The following is an 18,385-nucleotide window of genomic DNA, read 5'->3' as shown; positions in this document are numbered from 1 at the left end:
TCAAATTCTTGGTAATCAGTGAATTTGAACGGTGTCATGGATATTTTGCTATGTACGCCTCCCAGCGCATACCGGCCTCCTAATACCGGGCAAAGAAAAAGGCCGGAAGTGTTTTCACCTCCAGCCATGTTCCTGCCGCCATATTACAGCAGGAATGAAAAAAGCCCGGTTAATGCCGGGCCTGATGTAGAAAAGTATTCAATTTAGCGCATTCCTGCCACTATACCAAGTATAACAGGTCGGAAGTCGGAAGGGAGTAGGGATCAGGTCGGGGATTTGTCGGGATTTAGTCGGAATTTAGTCGGGGCAGCTCCTCCAGGACTTCTGGAATAGAATATCCAAACAAGCAAACAGAAAATAAATAGATAGCTTCTCGTTTTCGGTCATAAAAGACACTGCGATCTATATTTAGTTCTTCCAGCAATTCTTTCTCTGTACTATTGAACCGATAGATGAATTGCTTAGTCAAAATTTCATAGTAAAGTTCCCCTCGATCCGGATACCGTTTCAGACGAAGGAGTGCACGGTCAATAATATTGACCAGCATTTGATTTTGAACAAGGCAGCACACTTTTTCTTCAAAGGCTTGTAGTTCAATATCTGGTGCAAAATTTTCAAGATAGCAGAGGCCAGACTCTATATCTTGTTCTCCCATAATCCAAGCAGTTTCTTGCAATTCTTCTGCCCGTTCACTCAGAACCCAGACTACATCCCGGTAAATCTTTAGAATCAGCTTGCTTCTATGAAACGCAGCGTCGCTGTTAAGCCCTAAAGCTGTTAGTCTGCTGTTACATTTTTGGATTGTTGTGCTTTCTTTCCTCATAGAATATCCCTCCTTGTTCGCAATATTGCGAACATATTAGGTACAAAATAGCATAGCAGAGGAGAGCGAGAGAGGGCAGTACCTCTCTCTATTCCCGCTCTTTGGTTATATCAGGTTTCTGGATTTTAGACGAATCTGCATTGCTTACTTGGAAATCTCAAAAATGTTTGCCATTTCAGCAATGAGCTGTTCATCTGTCCGACCCATTCTAAGTCGGTAAAAACATTTTTTGATCTGCGGTAAAGGCATCAGCAGAGCAGAGGCCATAGTATCTGCCTGGCGCTCAATTATGCCATGACTTTCATCGGAAGAAACATTTCCGTTATATGCAGCAACATCTCCAGTACCGGAGTATAACTTCTTATGCAGTACCCAATGTGCCAGCTCATGGGCACAGGTGAAACGGAGCCGCCCCAATTTTGATGGATCACAAAGCCGTTCATCAATCAAGATTGTACCGGCTCTTACTGCAATCATTCGATACTGTCTCTGTATCTGGTCATATAAAACAACGGCACCGTCATCGAAAGGAACCGCCTTTTTTGTGTGCCAAATCATAGCTTATCTCTGCCTGTTTGTTAAAATATAGAAAAAAATACAAAAAAATTGAAGGGAAATTATTCATAATAGTAAAATAAAAACTAAGGAAATATATCTTAATATTTTCTATTATTTTCAATATTTTTCATAAAGTTCTTGACGGATTGCACAAAGTAGTATATGATAAAACCATAAAAATTAGAAAGATAACTAATTGAAAAAGTGAAACTCGTGAGAAAATTTATAAAAAGAAGGTGAATATTTGAATAATAGTGTAGTTTCTGTAAAACAAATAGGAAAAACATTTTATGGAAAGAAGTCAAAAGAGAAAAAAATTATTCAAAATGTATCTTTAGAAGTGGGTAAAAGGGAAATTATAGGAATTATGGGGCCCAGCGGCTGCGGAAAAACTACACTGGCGAAAATTATTGCAGGAATCGAGACGCCTACAGACGGGGAACTGGAAATCTTTGGACAGGACTGCAGGAAGCGCTTTCCAAAAGATATTAAAAAGAAAATAGGCTTTGTTTATCAGGACAATAATCTTTTGCCTTGGCGCACAGTAGAAAATAATTTAAGGTTTCCTTTGGAAGTGTTCGGCATGAAAAATGAGGAGGAGAACAAAAAAAGAATTGAGGAGGCCCTGGAGATTGTAGGCTTGTCCGCCTACAGAACATGTCTGCCTCAGGAGCTTTCAGGGGGAATGATGCAAAGGGTGAATATTGCAAGAGCTATGGTATTTAACCCGGAGCTGCTGATTATGGATCAGCCATTCGGCGCATTAGACGCCATAACAAGAAAAAAGCTGAGATTTGATTTTCTAAGAATATTTGAACAGTCTCAAAAAAGTATTGTGATCGTGACAAACAGCATTGACGAAGCGTTATTATTTTCCAACAGAATTTATGTAATGAGCGGCGGGCCGGGGACAATTGAAAATGTTGTCACTGTAGACGTACCTTTTGAGGAGAGAACTACAGAGGTGGCCACAAATGAAAGGTTTACAGCTTTAAGAAAACAAATGATCAAAATTGTAAAGCAGCAGTATGGGGAAGAAGTATAAGGAAAGGAGGAAACAGGAAACAAATGAAAAATTCTGAAAACAGACAAAAAGCAATTATGGCAGCGTGGGACAACATGTGGCCTCCTCTTTTAACCTTAGGAATCGCCTTAATTGTGTGGGAGTCATCGGTACATATTTTTCAAATTTCCCCTTTAGTAATTCCTGCGCCTACCAGTATCTTTGCAGAGCTTATAAAGTATTTTAGGGTGGAGCTGTTAGATGACTGGCTGGCCACAACAGGAATAATTGGAATGGGATATTTAACAGGAGTGCCTACGGGAATTTTAATTGCTTCTCTTTTATCTCAATCTAAATTAGCCACAAAAGCCTTTACCCCTTTGATTATTTTGCTGGTAACGCTGCCTACCATGGTAGTAATACCTATTTTCATGGTATGGGCGGGATATGAAGTAAAGTACAGGGCTATTTTAGTATTCTTCCAGGTAGCTGCAATCTTAGCTTTAAACACACTTTCAGGATTTCAGAACATAGATAAAAGTAAGCTGGATTTGGCGGCAGGATACGGGGCTTCTAAATGGCAGACATTTATAAAAGTAATTTTTCCCAACGCCCTTCCAGAGGTATTTCAGGGGTTAAGGCTGGGATGTTCATTTTCAATTTTAAATGTAATTGGAACAGAATTTATTGCAGGAAAAATCGGTATGGGATTTAGCGTGCAGTACTTCAGCGGACTTTTAAAAATGCCCATAGCCTGGGGATGTATTTTAGTTGTAGGACTGACAGGAAGAACAATGTTTATGATTGTACAGATTCTGGAGAAACGGATTGTAACCTGGAAACGGTAAAGGGGGAGGGACCTTGGAAGAAAAAAAGCAGAAAATAGTTCTGGAGCATGTTTCAAAAGTATTTAAAACAAAAAGACAGACAATAGAGGCCCTGCGGGACATTAATATATCTATTCCGGAAAGAGAAATTGTTTCTATTGTAGGGCCGTCCGGCTGCGGAAAGTCTACTATTATCAGAATTTTAGACGATATTATTAAGCCCAGCAGCGGAGACATTTATGTAGACGGGTATCATTACGGCAGGGAAGTGCCAAAAGAGGTTATCAGAAAAATGGGGTTTATTTTTCAAAGACCTAATATGCTGCCGTGGCTGACAGTAAGAGAGAACATTGCGTTTCCTCAGAAAATTCTGGGATTAAAAGGAAAAGAGTGGGACGAGGCAGTAGACCAGCTTTTAGAAATAGGACGTTTAACCCAATATGCAGACGAGAAGCCGGGAGCTCTTTCGGGGGGAACCTTACAAAGAGCCGGAGTGTTAAGAAGCATGTCTTTCAGGCCGGAAATTCTTCTTATGGACGAGCCATTTGGAGCATTAGACGAAATTTTACGAGAACAGCTGGATTTAGAGACCTTAGGTCTTTGGGAGAAACTGGGGCAGACCATTATATTTATTACTCACAATGTGCGGGAAGCGGTGCTGATGTCCCACAAGGTATATGTAATGGCCACCAGGCCGGGACGGATAGTAGCCCAGGTGCCTATTGATATTCCGTTTCCCAGAACCCTGGACGTCATCATGGACAGCCGTTTTATTGAGTATGAGGAAAAGATTACTGGAATGATAGGAGACATTGACCTGTCTAAGATTGTATAAGGAGGTAGATTTATGCCTGGCGAGTCAAAAGTAAAGAATATGATATATTCCCTGTCTCCGGCTGCGGTGTTTGTCCTGCTGTTTTTAGGAATGGAGTGGGGAATCAAGTTTTTTGAAGTACCTTCCTGGCTGATTGCTACCCCGTCGGCAACTATAAAAGCAATGGCGGCCAACTGGGGAGAAATATTTCCCAATTTGCTGGTGACTTTAAGAGAAATTATGATCGGATACGCAGCAGGCGTCAGCGTGGGAATTATTCTGGCCCTGATTTTTACCAGCAATGCTTTTATGGATAAGGCGGTAAGTCCCTATGTAATTTTTCTGATTGTCACTCCTCAAATGATTATTGTTCCTTTACTTATGCTCTGGATGGGATTTGACATAAAAGTAAAGGTTGTGGCAGTAGCTCTCAGCAGCTTTCCAATTAATATGATGAGCACCATGACGGGAATCAGAAGCGTGGCGCCGGAACGGTATGAGCTTATGAAATCTTTAAGGGCAACGAAACTGCAGACATTTTTTAAGGTGCTGATTCCCTCTGCTCTTCCCAACGTCTTTACAGGAATGAGACTGGCCACTATTTTTGCAACTACCTCAGCCGTAGGGGCAGAGCTTATTGGAGGAAATACAGGAGTAGGCCCTCAGATTTCTTATTACACAGAGTTTATGATGGTGGAAATTGCATTTGCCTATGTTTACATAATGATTGCTATAGGGGTGTGTTTTTACACTTTAATTAATTTAATGGAAATGTACGTGGTGAAAAGGAGAAAGTAAACACAGCTGTATATGGCTGTATGAAAATTATAAAAGGAGGAAGAAATATGAAGAAGGTAATTGCTATGATGTTGACAGCAGCTATGGCTGCATCTGTTGTTGGCTGCGGCGGAGGGACAAACGCTTCCAGCCAGGCTGAAAGCGCGGGCACAGAGGCTGTTTTGGCTTCTGCAGAAAGCGGCGGGGAACAGGCCCAGGGCGAAAAGGAAGAAGGAAGTCTGAGAAAGAACGAGATTGTAAGAGTAGGCTTCCCGGCAGCAGTAGCCAGCTTTCTCTGGACGCCGTTTATTGTTTCACAGCAGATGGGATATTTTGACGATGAAGGCATTGACGTAGTATTTGAGCAAAGCTATTCCAGCTCGGCTACCAGAATGGTTGCCTCCAACCAGGCAGAGTTTTCTGCTCCCGGACCTCATTTAACTGCAGCAGGGATTGAGTCGGGAATGGATATTGTTTCTGTATTTCAGCTGTATCCTGTAGATATTTTTGGCTTTGCAGTAATGGCTGACAGCGGCATGACATCTGTAAAAGATCTGGAAGGAAAAACAATAGGGACAATGACTCCAACTACTGCTAACCAGGTAATTCCTATTTTAGAGGCAGCAGGCGTGAATCCAGAGTCTGTAACTATGATACCAATCAGCGACGCCAGAGCGCAGCAGCTGCAGGAAAAAACAGTAGACGCGGTGTGGACATGGGACGGAGAGTGGCAGCAGTGGAAGGCTGAAGGCATGGATATTGCTTATTTAAGCGGAGAGGAAGTATATAAAAGCTCCTCCAACTCTATTATTGCCAACACCAATTTAGTAAAAGAATATCCTGATTTAATCAACGGATTTAACAGAGCGCTGGCAAAGGGATTATATTTCTGCTACTGCAATCCCAAAGCTGCAGCTGATATTGTAATCACCAGCTGGCCTACGCTTCAGGTAGATTTGGCTTCCGCAGAGGAAATTATTGACACAGCAGTAAACTTTATGAGCGGAGGAAAAGAAGTTATGGAAGGCACTTCCATTGGGGAACATCGCCAGGAGGCCATTGAGCTTCTCATGGGAGATTATGTAAAAATGGGAATCGTAAAAACAGCTATTCCTGACGATAAATTCTACACCAATGAGTTTATTGAGGCAGCTAACGATTGGGAGCGCAGTGAAGTAGAGCAGGATGCAAAAGATTATGAAATGGTAACAAAGTAGGCAGGTCTTTCTAAACGGGGAGGCCTGGCAGGCAGAATTCTTTGTAAAAGGAGGTTTTAAAGCTTGAAATTACGTGATGTGGTAAAAGAATTTATGCTGCTTCCTGCAGCGTCCGGATATGAGAAAAAAATGGCATATGCAATGAAATCTCATTTAGAGGCCTGTGCTGATCAGGTAGAAATAGACAGGGCAGGTAATGTAATCGGAAAATTTGCAGGCACAGACAGTCTGGCCCCCCGGATTATGATATTTGCCCATATGGATCAGCTGGGGTTTATAGTGCGGAAAATAGAGAAGGACGGCTTTATTCAAGTAGACAGAATGGGAGGAATCCCGGAAAAAGTGCTTCCTGCCCTAAAGCTTTCAATCGCAGGAATTGACGGGGAATATACAACAGGAGTGATCGGCGTTAAATCTCATCATCAGGCTACGGCAGAAGAAAAATATAAGGTGGATTTAGTTACCAGTCTGCTTATTGATATTGGAGCATCCTCTGCAGATCAGGTAAAGGCGGCGGGAATCAGAGTAGGCTGTCCTGCAATATACCAGCCGAATTTTACGGAACTAATGAATCATCATGTGTGCGGCACTGCAGTGGACAACAGATGCGGCTGCGCCGCCCTGGTGTCAATAGGAGAACAGCTAAAAGGAATAAAGCATAAGTCAGATATTTATTTAGTGGGTACTGTATGGGAAGAGTTTAATATAAGAGGCGCTGTATTTGCGGCAAGGAAGGTGAAACCAGATTTAGCCATTTGTATGGACGTAACAATGAGCGGAGACACGTCTGACCTTTCCGGAAAGTATGATATCGGCCTGGGGAGGGGAGCAGCAGTAGGAATGTATAATTTCCATGGAAGAGGAACATTAAACGGGTGTATTGGACATCAGGGATTATACAGGCTTGCCTTAAAATGTGCAGAACAAAATCAGATTCCTCTCCAGGAATTTGCCACATTAGGTATGCTGACAGATGCCGCTTATGTTCAGATGGAAGGAAATTATATTGGATGTATAGATATGGGATTTCCGGCCCGGTATACGCATACTCCCTCAGAGTGCGCCGACCTTTCTGACGTACAGCATTTAGCTGATCTTGTAACAATTATGGCTTCTGAAATTGATGCAGCCTTTCCTGTAGGACGGTTTTAAGAAAAATTCATAAAAACAGCATAAAGGAGACAAAACTATGGAATGGATTAAGGGGATGTTTGGCACTAAAAAACCGATTATTGCTATGTGTCATCTGCAGGCTATGCCGGGAGATCCAGGATACAATGAAGAAAAGGGAATGGATTATGTAATTGAGATGGCAAGGCACGATTTAAAAGCCCTTCAGGACGGAGGCGTTGATGCAGTTATGTTTTCCAATGAGTTCAGCCTTCCCTATTTAACACAAGTAAAAACTGTGACAACAGCGGCAATGGCCAATGTAATCGGAGAATTAAAGTCAGAAATAAAAATACCTTACGGCGTAAATGTACTTTGGGACCCTATTGCCTCTATCGACCTGGCGGCGGCCACAGGGGCATTATTTATCCGGGAGATTATGTCAGGCGTTTACGCCAGCGACTTTGGGCTTTGGAATACTAACCCAGGGGCAGTAGCCAGACACAAGGCAGAGGTAAACAGAAAAGACGTAAAATTATTTTTTAATATTGTTCCTGAAGCGGCAAAATATTTGGCGGACAGAGATATTACTGAAATTGCAAAAACTACAGTATTTAATCACCATCCTGACGCCTTATGTGTGTCGGGAATGACGGCGGGAGCTGAGACGGATTCTCAGATTTTGTGCAAAGTAAAAAATACAGTTCCTGATACAGCTGTTTTCTGCAATACAGGATGCAGACTGGAAAATATTGAAAAGCAGCTTACATACGCAGACGGGGCGGTAGTGGGAACTACTTTTAAGGAAGACGGAAAATTTGAAAACTGTGTAGATGAAAGCAGAGTAAAGGAATTTATGGATAAAGTAAAGAGAATCCGCTGAGCATACCTGGAAAGGAGGAGGAATTTTGTACTCAACTGAAGAAATGAAAAAAATTGCAGCCACTGCCAGATATGACACTTTAAAAGCAATTTATACTGTAGGCTCCGGCCATCCGGGAGGCTGTCTGTCAGCAGTGGATATATTTACAGTGTTATATTTTCATACTATGAATCTTGATCCGGAAAATCCGTCCTGGGAGGACAGAGACAGATTTCTTCTAAGTAAAGGCCATGGAGCCCCGGCTCTCTATGCAGTTATGGCTCAAAGGGGATATTTTGACATTAAGCATTTGCTGAAAATCAGACTGGGAGACGGAATGCTTCAGGCCACGCCTAATTTAAAGGTACCGGGAGGGGAAAGTGTATCAGGGTCCTTAGGACAAAATATGTCTATTGCCATTGGAGTTGCACTGGCGGGAAAGGCAGATAAGAAAAATTATAAAACATATGTAATGGTAGGGGACGGAGAGCTGGAGGAAGGCCAGAACTGGGAGGCGGCTATGCTGGCGCCTGCTATGAAGCTGGGAAATCTGGTGGCCATACTGGACTATAACCGTGTACAGATGTGCGGCACAGTAGATGAGATTGTGCCTTTAGGAAATGTAGCAGATAAGTTTAAGTCCTTTGGATGGAATGTAGTGGAAACAGACGGCCATGATATAGAAGCTTTGGTAAACACCTTTGACTCTATTCCCAATCAGCCTGAGGGAACTCCTACAATGGTTATTGCTCACACAGTAAAGGGCAAAGGTATTTCCTTTATGGAGGGAAAAGCTGCCTGGCATGGGGGAGCGCCTTCCAAAGAACAGTGGGAGCAGATTGAAAAAGAATTGGAAGGAGGAACCTTATGATAGCAAACAGAGTTGCTTTTAGTGAAACCTTGGCGCAGCTGGCAGAAGAAAGAGAAGAAATTTTTATTCTGGACGCAGACGCATGTAAATCTACAGGTACCCTGGTATGCCGGGACAAGGCGCCCTCTAAGTTTATTCAATGCGGCATTGCAGAACAGAACATGATGGGAATTGCAGCCGGCCTGGCCTATACGGGAAAGATTCCTTTTGCCGCCACGTTTGCAGTATTTACCTGTATGAGAGCGGTGGAACAGGTGAGAAATGCTATTTGTTATGCCAACGCCAATGCAAAAATTATTGGAACCCATGCAGGGCTGGAAACAGGAGGAGATGGGGGAACCCATCAGGCTATTGAAGATATATCTATTATGAGAGCCCTTCCTAATATGACTGTGGTAGTGCCGTCCACCCCTAATAATACGAGACAGCTGACAAAGGCAATTGCAGATCATAACGGCCCTTGCTATATGCGGCTGGGGAAGGAACCTGCTGAAGAATTATATCAGGACAGGGAGGAATTTTTTATAGGAGGAAGCCGGCTTTTAAGGGACGGAAAAGACGTGACCATTATTGCCTGCGGAAGTATGGTGTGGAGAGCTGTAAAGGCAGGAAAAATCCTGGAAGAGCAGGGTATAGATGCCAGAATTATTGACATGTATTCTATAAAGCCTATTGATAAAGAAGCCATTATAAAAGCAGCCCTGGAAACAAAAGGAATTGTCACAGTGGAGGACCACAACGTTTTAGGAGGCCTGGGAGGAGCTGTGGCTGAAGTGCTGACAGAAAACGCTCCGGCCAGAGAAAAAAGGCTGGGACTTCAGGATGTATACGGCCGTTCCGGGACGCCTTCAGAATTATATAAAATGTATCATTTAACGCCTGAGGATATTGCAGAAGAGGTGAAGGCCTTCTTATGAGAATTATTCCTTCTATTGCTTCGGCAGGTATGTTAAATATTGAATCAACTTTAAAAAAGCTGGGGGAAGCAGGGACGCTTCACATAGATATTGAGGACGGAAATTTTATTCCCAATATTACATTTGGAATGAAAACCGTAAAAGAAATCAGCAAAGCTACAAAGCTGTCCTTAAATGCACATTTAATGGTAACAAATCCATTGGCATACATAAAACCCTTGGCAGAATGCGGAGTAAAGGAGGCTGCTTTTCATCTGGAAAGCAGCCCTTATCCTTTAGAGGTAATCAGAGAAATAAAAAAACATGGTATGAAAGCAGGTCTTGCCTTTAATTTTTCCACCCCTGTTTTTCATGGAGAACCTTTTATGGAAGATCTGGATTTCCTTTTAATAATGACCTCAGAGCCGGACGGAGAAAATCAAAGCTTTAGAAAAAGCAGTTTAAAAAGGATTTATCAGGCAAGGCAGCTTGCAGGGACAGAAAAATCAGTGTGGGTAGACGGAGGAATTGGAGAAAAGGAGCTTTTTATGGTTTGTCAGGCAGGGGCGGACACTACCGTTATGGGAAGAGCTGTTGTTCAGGCAAAGCAGCCCAAAGAGCGGCTTTCTTACTTTCATATGATGATGAGTAATAAGCAGGAAGAAGACTAAAGGAGGGGAAAATATGAAGTTAAGCTATCAGGTAGCGGCCCCGGATGTGAAGGAAGGGCCGGGCGTTACCGCATATCAGGGAGACATAGAAAGGTCCTTTGAACGGTTAAAGGAAACAGGATATGAAGGCGCTGAGCTGATGGTATGTAATCCTAAAAGCTTTGACTGGGAAAAAATCAGAGAGTTAAGCCAAAAATATAAGCTGGAAATTCCTATGATCTGTACAGGAGAGGTATTTGGGCAGGACGGACTGACATTCAGCGATACAGATAATAAAAGGCGGGACGAGGCTATTTTAAGGGCTATGGCGGCTGTAGATTTAGCTCAGTTTTTAGGAGCTCAGATCAATGTGGGAAGACTGCGGGGCGGGTATATGTTCGGTCAGGATGACAAGGAGTGTATTGCCAGGTCTGTTGATGGTCTTTCTCAGGTAGCGTCTTATGCAGGGGAGAAAAAGGTTTATATGGCTTTGGAACCGGTAAATCCTATTGCCAGCAATTTTATTAATACTACCCAGGAAGGACTGGAAATGCTGGAGATTATTAAAAAGCCTTACTGCAGCTTAATGCTGGACAGCAACCATATGTTTATCAGCGATCTGAATATGTTTTACAGTATCCGGCAGGCAAAGGGGAAATTTACGTATGTACACCTGGCGGACAGCAACAGGCTGTATCCAGGCAATTGTAAACTGGACTTTTCCACCTTTATTCAAACATTAAAAGAAACAGGATACGACGGCTGGGTCAGCGTAGAAGTGTTCCAGAGGCCTGATCAGGATACGGCCTTAGAAAAAAGTTTTGAATATTTAAACAGGCTGATTTCGTAATTTAAAAACATCCTGAAAGAGACTAAAGAGAAGAGGTAATTAGGCGAAACGCTTGTAAAATCCAGGTTTTTCCTGTATATTGATAGTAAGTACAGATTGAAGAGAGCGGAGAGATAAAATATGTTGTCTGCAGAAAGATATGAAAAAATAAAAGCATATATGTATGAAAACAAATATGCAAATATTAATGAGCTGGCTGTACTATTCAACTCTTCAGTACCCACCATACGCCGCTGCTTAAAACAACTGGAAAAAGAGAAAGTAGTGGAAAGTGTAAGAGGCGGAGCGATTCTTGTTTCCTCTGACGACACTACATTTGAGCAGCCTTATCAGGTAAAGAGAAAACAGCATACAGGAGAGAAGTCCAGGATTGCGGCCGAAGCCTGCCGTCATATTAATTCTAACAGCAGTATTTTTTTAGACTCCAGCACAACAGTCCATGAAATGATACCATTTATGAAAGAGATAAAGGAGCTGACAGTCTGCACAAACGATGTAATGATTGCAGGTACTTTAACCTCCAGTTCCGGATATGCAGTAATGGTAGTGGGCGGTATGCTGCGCAGCGGCTACTATACCCTGACAGGCAACTTTGCAGAGGAGACTATGAACCAAATCCATGTAGACTGCACATTTATGAGCGCAGATGCAGTGTCTGACACAGGAAGCTTTATGATCACCAATTCTGAGGAACTGGGAATTAAAAGAGCAATATTTAATAATGCCAGCAAAAGAATTATGCTGTGCGACCACTCTAAGTTTGGCTGTACTGCATTTGTAAATATGTGGAACTATGAAAAGGTAGATCTTGTTATTACAGGAAAAGAATTAAGTGATGATAAATTTAAATATTATACTGATTTAGGGCTAAACATAGTGCGGGTTTAAGGTGTGCTGCCATGATCCTGAGATAGTTTGATTAAAGTGGAGCAAAGAACCTCTGCGCCTAAAGTGCAGTCGGTTTGACTGCTCCATTCTTCTTTGCAGAAGCTAAGGCCTCCTTTGGAGCGGACAAAGATCATTCCCATGGGACAAAAAGAGCCGAATCTGGTGCTGTCATGGCCGGCCATGCTGGCAATATAATAAGGCGAAATATTATTTTCAATTACAGAGTCCTTAATGGCAGACTGAACCAGCTGACTGCAGGACACCCAGTTATTTCCTGCACTGAAAGGATAAAATTCCATATCTACCCCTCTGCGGCTGCAGATTTCCTGGCCTACTTGGCAGGATTTTCTAATAATGCTGTCCCGAACCTGGGCAGACTCATCCCTTACATCTACAGTAAACTCCACTAAACCGGGAACTGTATTCACACTGCCGGGCAGCACCTCCACACAACCAATAGTAATTACTGATGTTTTTTTCTGTCTCGCTGTTTTCTCCAGCTCCAGCATCACCTCAGCGGCTGCCATGAGAGCGTCGTGGCGGTCCTCCATTTTAACAGTGCCTCCGTGAGACGACTGGCCAGTAAAAATAAACTTACCTCTTAGCTGAGACTGAATTCCCGTAACAATTCCCACTGGCATTCCCGCCCGCTCTAAAACACGTCCCTGTTCAATGTGAAGCTCTACAAATGCCTTGGCATACCCCTCAGGAAGCCTGGCCTCCCACACTTTTTCCGGGTTAATTGTAAGCCGTCTTAAAGCTTCCTCAATAGTTACCCCCTGTTTGTCGATGCAAAGAAGGGTGTCCCTTTTCTTCTGGCCTACCATAAAACCTGAACCACAGTAGGAACCGCTGAAGCGGACGCCCTCCTGATCCCGGAATACACATACTTCAATGGGATGTTTATGAGGAATATTCAATTTTTTAATGGCAGATACAGCTTCAATGCCCCCTAAAACACCTAATCGTCCGTCGAAAATACCGCCGCCGTACACACTGTCCACATGAGAGCCGGTCATAACCACAGAGGCGGCAGGATCTGCGCCCTCCAGACGGCCGATTAAATTGCCGGCCTGATCATATCTTACCTGCAGCCCGGCTTTTTCCATGTAATGCTCCACCATTTTTAAGGTAGTCATCTCTATAGTTGTAAGAGCCAGACAATAAAGGCCGCCGTCCTCCCTCTGGCCGATTTGCCCTAATTCGTAAATACGTTTATAAAGTCTGTTTCCGTCAATCATTTGTTATTCTGCTGTCTCCCTTTTCCAGATTCTTTAATAACTCCCACGCAGATAGTTCCAGATACAAAGAATATCCGCAGTCTGATAAATCGGCGCTGACAAAAAGCAGCTGGCTGATTTTTTCTAGTCTCTGGCGCATAGTATTTCTGTGTATAAACAACTTTTCTGAAGCTGTGGAAATATTAAAGTGACTGTCATAATATTCCTTTAAGGTTTCAGTTAAATCAGTGTGATTCTTATTATCATAGTCCACTAAAATTCTAATTCTATTTCTGCATATATCTATTAATTCATCTCTGGAAAGTCTGGAAAGAACATGATAAACCCAGGCGTCCTCATACTGAAAAACCTGTTCCCTGTTTTTAATTTTCCTTCTCATCTCCAAAGCTTCCATACTTTCTGAAAATGCAGTTCTGATAGTAGAAACGCCTTTATGGCATCTGCTGATTCCGGCTGATATATAAATTTGGTCTGCCTGACATTGCTCTGTAAATAAAGAGGCAGATCTGTAGGCCGCCTTTTGGGCCTGAATGGGGCTGGTATTGTTTTTAAATAGTAAAAATGCAGCTGTAATATTTGTACCTGCGCAAAGATAGGACAGCACAGTATCTCCCCATTCCCTAGCTATCAGCTGGCTGAAGGAGGTTTTCATTTTCTCCTTTGCATAGCTGCTTTTTGTATGGTTCGTCTGGAAGATAATACATACTCTTTGATACTGGTAAGGGAACCCGTAAATATTACATAGTTTAATAATCTCCATCTCTCCCTTTTGCGTATCTTCTCTTAAAAAATCCAGAAAAAAGTCATGGCTGCTTTGCTGGCGCACATTGTCGCCTCTGGCCAGTTCCAGAGCGATAATAGGGCTGCTTTTTTGTATAAGCTTCTGCAGCCAGGGTTCCAGCTTTCCCTGATCTATGGGAATACAAATAAATCCATGGTAGTCGGGAATAGGACATACGAGAAAACGGTATGGGCTGTCGTCAATATTAAAGTTGCAATATCGGAAAATAGAGCTGTCGTTTTTGCCGCTGCCAGTGAAAAAATTGCTGTTCCATACAGGCTCCAGTCTAGTGTTAATTCCTTTTTGAAATACGCTGCTGTATTCATCGGAAGTGTAAAGGGAGATAATATTATATTGAAAATCTGTTATTAAAACAGTATAGCCTATATCTGCAAAAATTTTCTTAACCATTTCATCTAAACCCTGGTGATGAAAAAATAAGGCGCTTAATCCTTCTATAAATATATCTTCTGACTGGGCATCAGAAAGGGACTGCTGGAATAAGTGGTAATACACAGATTTGCTGATCTGGGAAAAGGAGTAGTAAAATGGAATATCAAGTAAAGGCAGCTGCTGTTTTTCAGCTTCATCTATCATGGCCTGAGGAATTTCTTTTAAAAATTCTCTTGTCTTTATACCCAGAGCAGAACAGCCGCATTCTTTTAACTCTACAACAACGCGTCTTTGCAGAGGCTCATCGTTTTGAAACATAATCCCGCTGGTAATAACAAGCTCCTGTTTTTTAACCCATCTGATAGATTCTGCAGTTTCCATCACGCTGCAGCCGGACACCGGAGTATCTAAAAGACTTTCAGCTGCAGCGCAGGAAATACTATTTAATTCAGGCAATGAAATAAGTTGGCGCACTGTAAGCATAGGAAACCTCTTGTTAGAAAAATTATTTTTCTATTAATTCAAGCTTTGTTTCCTGATGGCCCTCAATATGAACCTTCTTTCCGAATTCCTCCAGGTTCTCTAATCCGGATTCAATAGTTAAAACGTGGTTTCCTGATAAATTGCCGTTGCCGCAGGAAAATGCATTAGGTCCCCAGGCAAAGTAAAGCTCTCCGCCCATTTGCAGGTCCGGCTGGTTGCCGGGGTACAAAAGCACTTCTCCCTTGGAAGGAAAGCGAATGGGACTGCCTTCATAAGGCACAGACCAGGCCCTGTCCTGAAGTCTGAAAAAGCAGGCGTTGCCGCTCCAGGACACGTGAATCATAGAATCTGTCCAGGGAAGCATGGATAAAAGCCAGCGGCAGGATTCTGGTGATTTTTCTTCTTCCAGTCTTGCAATAAATGTGTATGCTCCAGATGTAATTTTAATCTTTTTCATAATAATCTCCTTTATTTTATATTTTTTGGCTGAGCTTCAACATAGTTCTGAATAATATATCTGTTCCTGCCTGACAATCTTCAGGGGAGCTGTATTCTGCCCCGTTGTGGCTAAGTCCGTCCTTAGATCTTATGAAAATCATACCCATAGGGCAGAAGTCTACAAATGAACCGGAGTCGTGGCCGGCGCCGCTTGGCATACGGTATACAGGATATCCTGCTTCTTCACAGGACTGGGCGATAAGCTCCTGGATTTCCTCTGCACATGGCTTCATCTGAAGATCCTTAGATAAAACAGTGAATTTCCACTCTAAGCCTCTCCGCCTGCAGATCTCGCCAATGCGCGCATTAATTTTCTCTAAGAGAGCGTCTCTTACTTCCAGCTTCTGATGACGAATATCCAAACTGAATTTTGCTTTTCCAGGAACAATATTTACGCCGCCTGGCTCTACAGTAATCTGCCCTACAGTAGCTACGCACTGACCTTCTTTGGCAGTTTCATCTTCAATGGCTAGAACCGCTTCAGAAGCTGCGCATAAAGCGTCTTTTCTTAAAGGAAGAGGAGTAGTTCCAGCATGAGACGCCTGGCCTGTAATCACATACTCGCCTCTGATCTGGGTGCATATTCCAGTAACAACTCCTACAGCCAACCCTTTGCTTTCCAGCACGGCGCCCTGTTCAATATGTAATTCTAAATGAGCTTTTGCATAGCCTTTAGGAAGGGCGGCCTCTGTTACATGGTCAGGATCAATACCGCAGGCCTTTAAAGCCTCCCTGACAGAGATTCCGTCTCTGTCCACGTGGTCTAAAATTCCAGGGAGAGGACGTCCTGTGCGGAACCTGGCTCCTGAGTAGGAGCCTAAAAATCTGGTGCCCTCCTCATCTCTGTATGCCACTACCTCAATAGGGCATTCTGTCTGAATGTTATTTTCATTCATTACCTGGACGGCCTCAATCCCTCCAATCACTCCAAGCCTTCCGTCAAAAATGCCGCCGCCGTAAACGGTGTCAATGTGAGATCCGGTCATTACAACAGGAGCGTTAGGGTTGGCGCCCTCCCTTCTGCCCATCAGATTTCCGGCAGCATCTGTTTTTACTGTCATTCCAGCCTCCAGCATATACTGTTTAACTAGCTTATGGGCCTTATTTTCTTCCTCTGAAAGAGCCATACAATAAATACCGTCTTCCTTTTTTCCTATTTCTCCCAGCTCAGTCAGTCTTTTAAAAATACGTTCTTTGTTCACTGTCATAAAATCATAACTCCTTTATTAAAATTATGCAATATAATCTACAGTTTTAACTTCATTGAAAACATCCCTGTCAAGCTCGCCTTCTGCATTGGCAACCAACATGGCTATAATAATATCTGCGTCTACATTTAACAAAGTACGGAACATTCCTGAGAACCAGTCAATAGCCAGAAGCAGGCCGATAGCTTCAACAGGAAGTCCCAGAGAGGTGGCGAGGAAAGTCATAGTAACTACAGCGCCGCCTGGTACAGTAATAGTTCCCAGACACAACATAATAGCCAGGCAGACAGCCATAATGATCTGAGGAGTTGTCAAGGTTACATTACATGCCTGACTTAAAAAACAGACATAACAAAGATCGCAGAGAGCTGCTCCGTTGCTGTTCATGGACATTGTTATAGGACCTACAAAGTCAGATATGCGGCGGCTGACGCCGAATTTAGTTACAGAGTCTTCCATTTTAGTAGGCAGACAAATAGCAGAGGAAGTAGTAGTCATTGCCAGCATAGATACTTTCAGAAATTTCTTTGGCATGGCAAGAGGATTAACCTTGCAGCGGAATCCTGCCAGAGGAAGATATACGATCAGCATAATTAAATCTCCAATAGCAAGACAGGCTAAAAACTTTATCATAGGAAGTACTACTTTAAAGCCAATAGCTCCGGATATATTGGCAAGGAGACAGAACACGCCTATAGGAGCCAGCTTCATAACCATTTTAATAATGTTCAGCACCACTCCGTTTATACCTTTCAGCCAGCGGAGAATAATATCGTCCCCAGAGGTGGAAGTATAAACGCTGCATGCCAGACCAAAAATAATTGCGAAAATAATACACGGAACCATATTTCCGGCAGCCATGGATGCAATAATATTAGTAGAAAAGAATCCTAAAAGAGTATCCTGGAAGCTTCCGGACATAGCCACCTCACTGACCTCTGTAGGATTTACAATTGTAATACCTACGCCAGGTTTTATAATCTGACATAAAACATAACCTAAAACTGCGGCAAAAAGAGTAAAAATAAAAATCCATTTAAAGGTGTGGAACCCCATTTTTCCCACGCTTTTTCCCTGCTGTGAGCCAATAGCCACTGCTACGGCGGACATTACAAGAATCACTACAGACATTTGAATCAGGCGCATAAAAATATCGCCTATAAACTTTAAGTTTGCAGCCCAGGGACCCACTACAGAGCCAAAAACAATACCCCCTATGGTAGCAATTAAAATCTGCGTTGTCATAGACAACTTTTTCTTACTGCTTTTTTCTGTTCCCATATACATCCTCCTATTATTTGCTTCAGGCATGAAACGCCTGAGTATTGGCAGTAACGCTGCCAACGTCTTTTTGATAGTTTTAGTGTAATTCATTTCGCTTTGTTCTACAGTGTTGTTTGTGCTGAAAGTAACCTGTTATATATAGACTTTTTGCACATAATCACGTATAGTATTTACAAGAAACAGCTCCAAGTTAAAGAGGCGGGAGGGGAAGATAGAAAAGATATAGGGGCAAAATACACAAAAAACATTATATTTCTTATATAAAAATTTAATATTCTTATAATTGATATTTTTTTAACGTGATGGTATAATTGAATCGTTAAATAAATAACGAAGAAGTTACAATAGTGT

General features: G+C 42.5%; 18 protein-coding genes and 1 pseudogene. 12 read left to right on the top strand and 7 right to left on the bottom strand.

From position 1 onward, the window contains the following. Positions 1-286: 286 nt before the first annotated feature. Together C1A07_RS08505 and C1A07_RS08500 are read right to left on the bottom strand one after the other, a co-directional pair. Positions 287-823 carry a hypothetical protein gene (locus C1A07_RS08505; protein WP_101876734.1) on the bottom strand — a complete coding sequence of 179 codons (537 nt, stop codon included), beginning with the start codon at positions 821-823 and terminating at the stop codon, positions 287-289. Positions 824-967: 144 nt separating this feature from the next. Next, positions 968-1,351: pseudogene (locus C1A07_RS08500) on the bottom strand (ImmA/IrrE family metallo-endopeptidase); the annotation flags it as partial. Between the two features lie 274 nt (positions 1,352-1,625). On the opposite strand from C1A07_RS08500, the gene C1A07_RS08495 reads away from it, so the two are divergent. The 12 genes from C1A07_RS08495 (at position 1,626) to C1A07_RS08440 (ending at position 12,146) form a co-directional block, all read left to right on the top strand. Next, positions 1,626-2,426: an ABC transporter ATP-binding protein gene (locus C1A07_RS08495; protein ID WP_101876733.1), complete on the top strand. Its 801-nt coding sequence runs from the start codon at positions 1,626-1,628 to the stop codon at positions 2,424-2,426. A 23-nt stretch (positions 2,427-2,449) separates the two neighbouring features. Further along, the gene (locus C1A07_RS08490; protein WP_101876732.1) at positions 2,450-3,232 is read left to right on the top strand and encodes an ABC transporter permease; all 783 of its coding nucleotides are present in this window, start codon (positions 2,450-2,452) and stop codon (positions 3,230-3,232) included. A 13-nt stretch (positions 3,233-3,245) separates the two neighbouring features. Next, positions 3,246-4,046, top strand: coding sequence for an ABC transporter ATP-binding protein (locus C1A07_RS08485; RefSeq protein ID WP_101876731.1), 801 nt, complete (start codon positions 3,246-3,248; stop codon positions 4,044-4,046). Positions 4,047-4,058: 12 nt separating this feature from the next. Then, positions 4,059-4,823, top strand: a complete 765-nt coding sequence (locus C1A07_RS08480) for an ABC transporter permease (RefSeq protein ID WP_101876730.1) — start codon at positions 4,059-4,061, stop codon at positions 4,821-4,823. A 47-nt stretch (positions 4,824-4,870) separates the two neighbouring features. Continuing rightward, complete coding sequence (locus C1A07_RS08475; RefSeq protein ID WP_180952213.1) at positions 4,871-6,019, top strand: ABC transporter substrate-binding protein; 1,149 nt, start codon at positions 4,871-4,873, stop codon at positions 6,017-6,019. 63 nt (positions 6,020-6,082) lie between these two features. Beyond that, complete coding sequence (locus C1A07_RS08470; RefSeq protein ID WP_101876728.1) at positions 6,083-7,171, top strand: M42 family metallopeptidase; 1,089 nt, start codon at positions 6,083-6,085, stop codon at positions 7,169-7,171. Positions 7,172-7,208: 37 nt separating this feature from the next. Then, a complete protein-coding gene (locus tag C1A07_RS08465) occupies positions 7,209-8,012 on the top strand; it encodes a BtpA/SgcQ family protein (protein ID WP_101876727.1) in 804 nt (267 codons plus the stop codon). A 25-nt stretch (positions 8,013-8,037) separates the two neighbouring features. Then, positions 8,038-8,862: a transketolase gene (locus C1A07_RS08460; protein WP_242972285.1), complete on the top strand. Its 825-nt coding sequence runs from the start codon at positions 8,038-8,040 to the stop codon at positions 8,860-8,862. After that, complete coding sequence (locus C1A07_RS08455) at positions 8,859-9,779, top strand: transketolase family protein (RefSeq protein ID WP_101876726.1); 921 nt, start codon at positions 8,859-8,861, stop codon at positions 9,777-9,779. Before C1A07_RS08460 ends, C1A07_RS08455 begins: the two co-directional genes overlap by 4 nt. Beyond that, the gene (locus tag C1A07_RS08450; RefSeq protein WP_101876725.1) at positions 9,776-10,429 is read left to right on the top strand and encodes a ribulose-phosphate 3-epimerase; all 654 of its coding nucleotides are present in this window, start codon (positions 9,776-9,778) and stop codon (positions 10,427-10,429) included. The genes C1A07_RS08455 and C1A07_RS08450 overlap by 4 nt, the downstream gene beginning before the upstream one ends. A gap of 13 nt (positions 10,430-10,442) precedes the next feature. After that, complete coding sequence (locus tag C1A07_RS08445; RefSeq protein ID WP_101876724.1) at positions 10,443-11,258, top strand: sugar phosphate isomerase/epimerase family protein; 816 nt, start codon at positions 10,443-10,445, stop codon at positions 11,256-11,258. Between the two features lie 120 nt (positions 11,259-11,378). Further along, positions 11,379-12,146, top strand: a complete 768-nt coding sequence (locus C1A07_RS08440) for a DeoR/GlpR family DNA-binding transcription regulator (protein WP_101876723.1) — start codon at positions 11,379-11,381, stop codon at positions 12,144-12,146. Here the strand turns inward: C1A07_RS08440 and C1A07_RS08435 are convergent. From C1A07_RS08435 to C1A07_RS08415, 5 genes are read right to left on the bottom strand one after another with little or no spacing between them, the layout of a single operon-like run. Then, positions 12,143-13,387: a Zn-dependent hydrolase gene (locus tag C1A07_RS08435; RefSeq protein WP_101876722.1), complete on the bottom strand. Its 1,245-nt coding sequence runs from the start codon at positions 13,385-13,387 to the stop codon at positions 12,143-12,145. The two genes, C1A07_RS08440 and C1A07_RS08435, sit on opposite strands and share 4 nt — an antisense overlap. Next, positions 13,380-15,044: a PucR family transcriptional regulator gene (locus tag C1A07_RS08430; protein ID WP_101876721.1), complete on the bottom strand. Its 1,665-nt coding sequence runs from the start codon at positions 15,042-15,044 to the stop codon at positions 13,380-13,382. The genes C1A07_RS08435 and C1A07_RS08430 overlap by 8 nt, the downstream gene beginning before the upstream one ends. A 22-nt stretch (positions 15,045-15,066) precedes the next feature. Next, a complete protein-coding gene (locus C1A07_RS08425; RefSeq protein ID WP_101876720.1) occupies positions 15,067-15,501 on the bottom strand; it encodes a DUF3830 family protein in 435 nt (144 codons plus the stop codon). Between the two features lie 16 nt (positions 15,502-15,517). After that, positions 15,518-16,750 (bottom strand): Zn-dependent hydrolase, encoded by a 1,233-nt coding sequence (locus tag C1A07_RS08420; RefSeq protein ID WP_101876719.1) that lies wholly within the window; start codon positions 16,748-16,750, stop codon positions 15,518-15,520. A 24-nt stretch (positions 16,751-16,774) separates the two neighbouring features. Continuing rightward, positions 16,775-18,031: a dicarboxylate/amino acid:cation symporter gene (locus C1A07_RS08415; RefSeq protein WP_101876718.1), complete on the bottom strand. Its 1,257-nt coding sequence runs from the start codon at positions 18,029-18,031 to the stop codon at positions 16,775-16,777. Positions 18,032-18,385 lie beyond the last annotated feature (354 nt).

The sequence above is a fragment of the Lachnoclostridium edouardi genome (genome assembly GCF_900240245.1).
GTDB classification, from domain to species: Bacteria; Bacillota; Clostridia; order Lachnospirales; family Lachnospiraceae; genus Lachnoclostridium_A; species Lachnoclostridium_A edouardi.
Note: the sequence above shows the minus strand (reverse complement) of the source record. Positions and strands in the feature narration are given on the sequence as shown.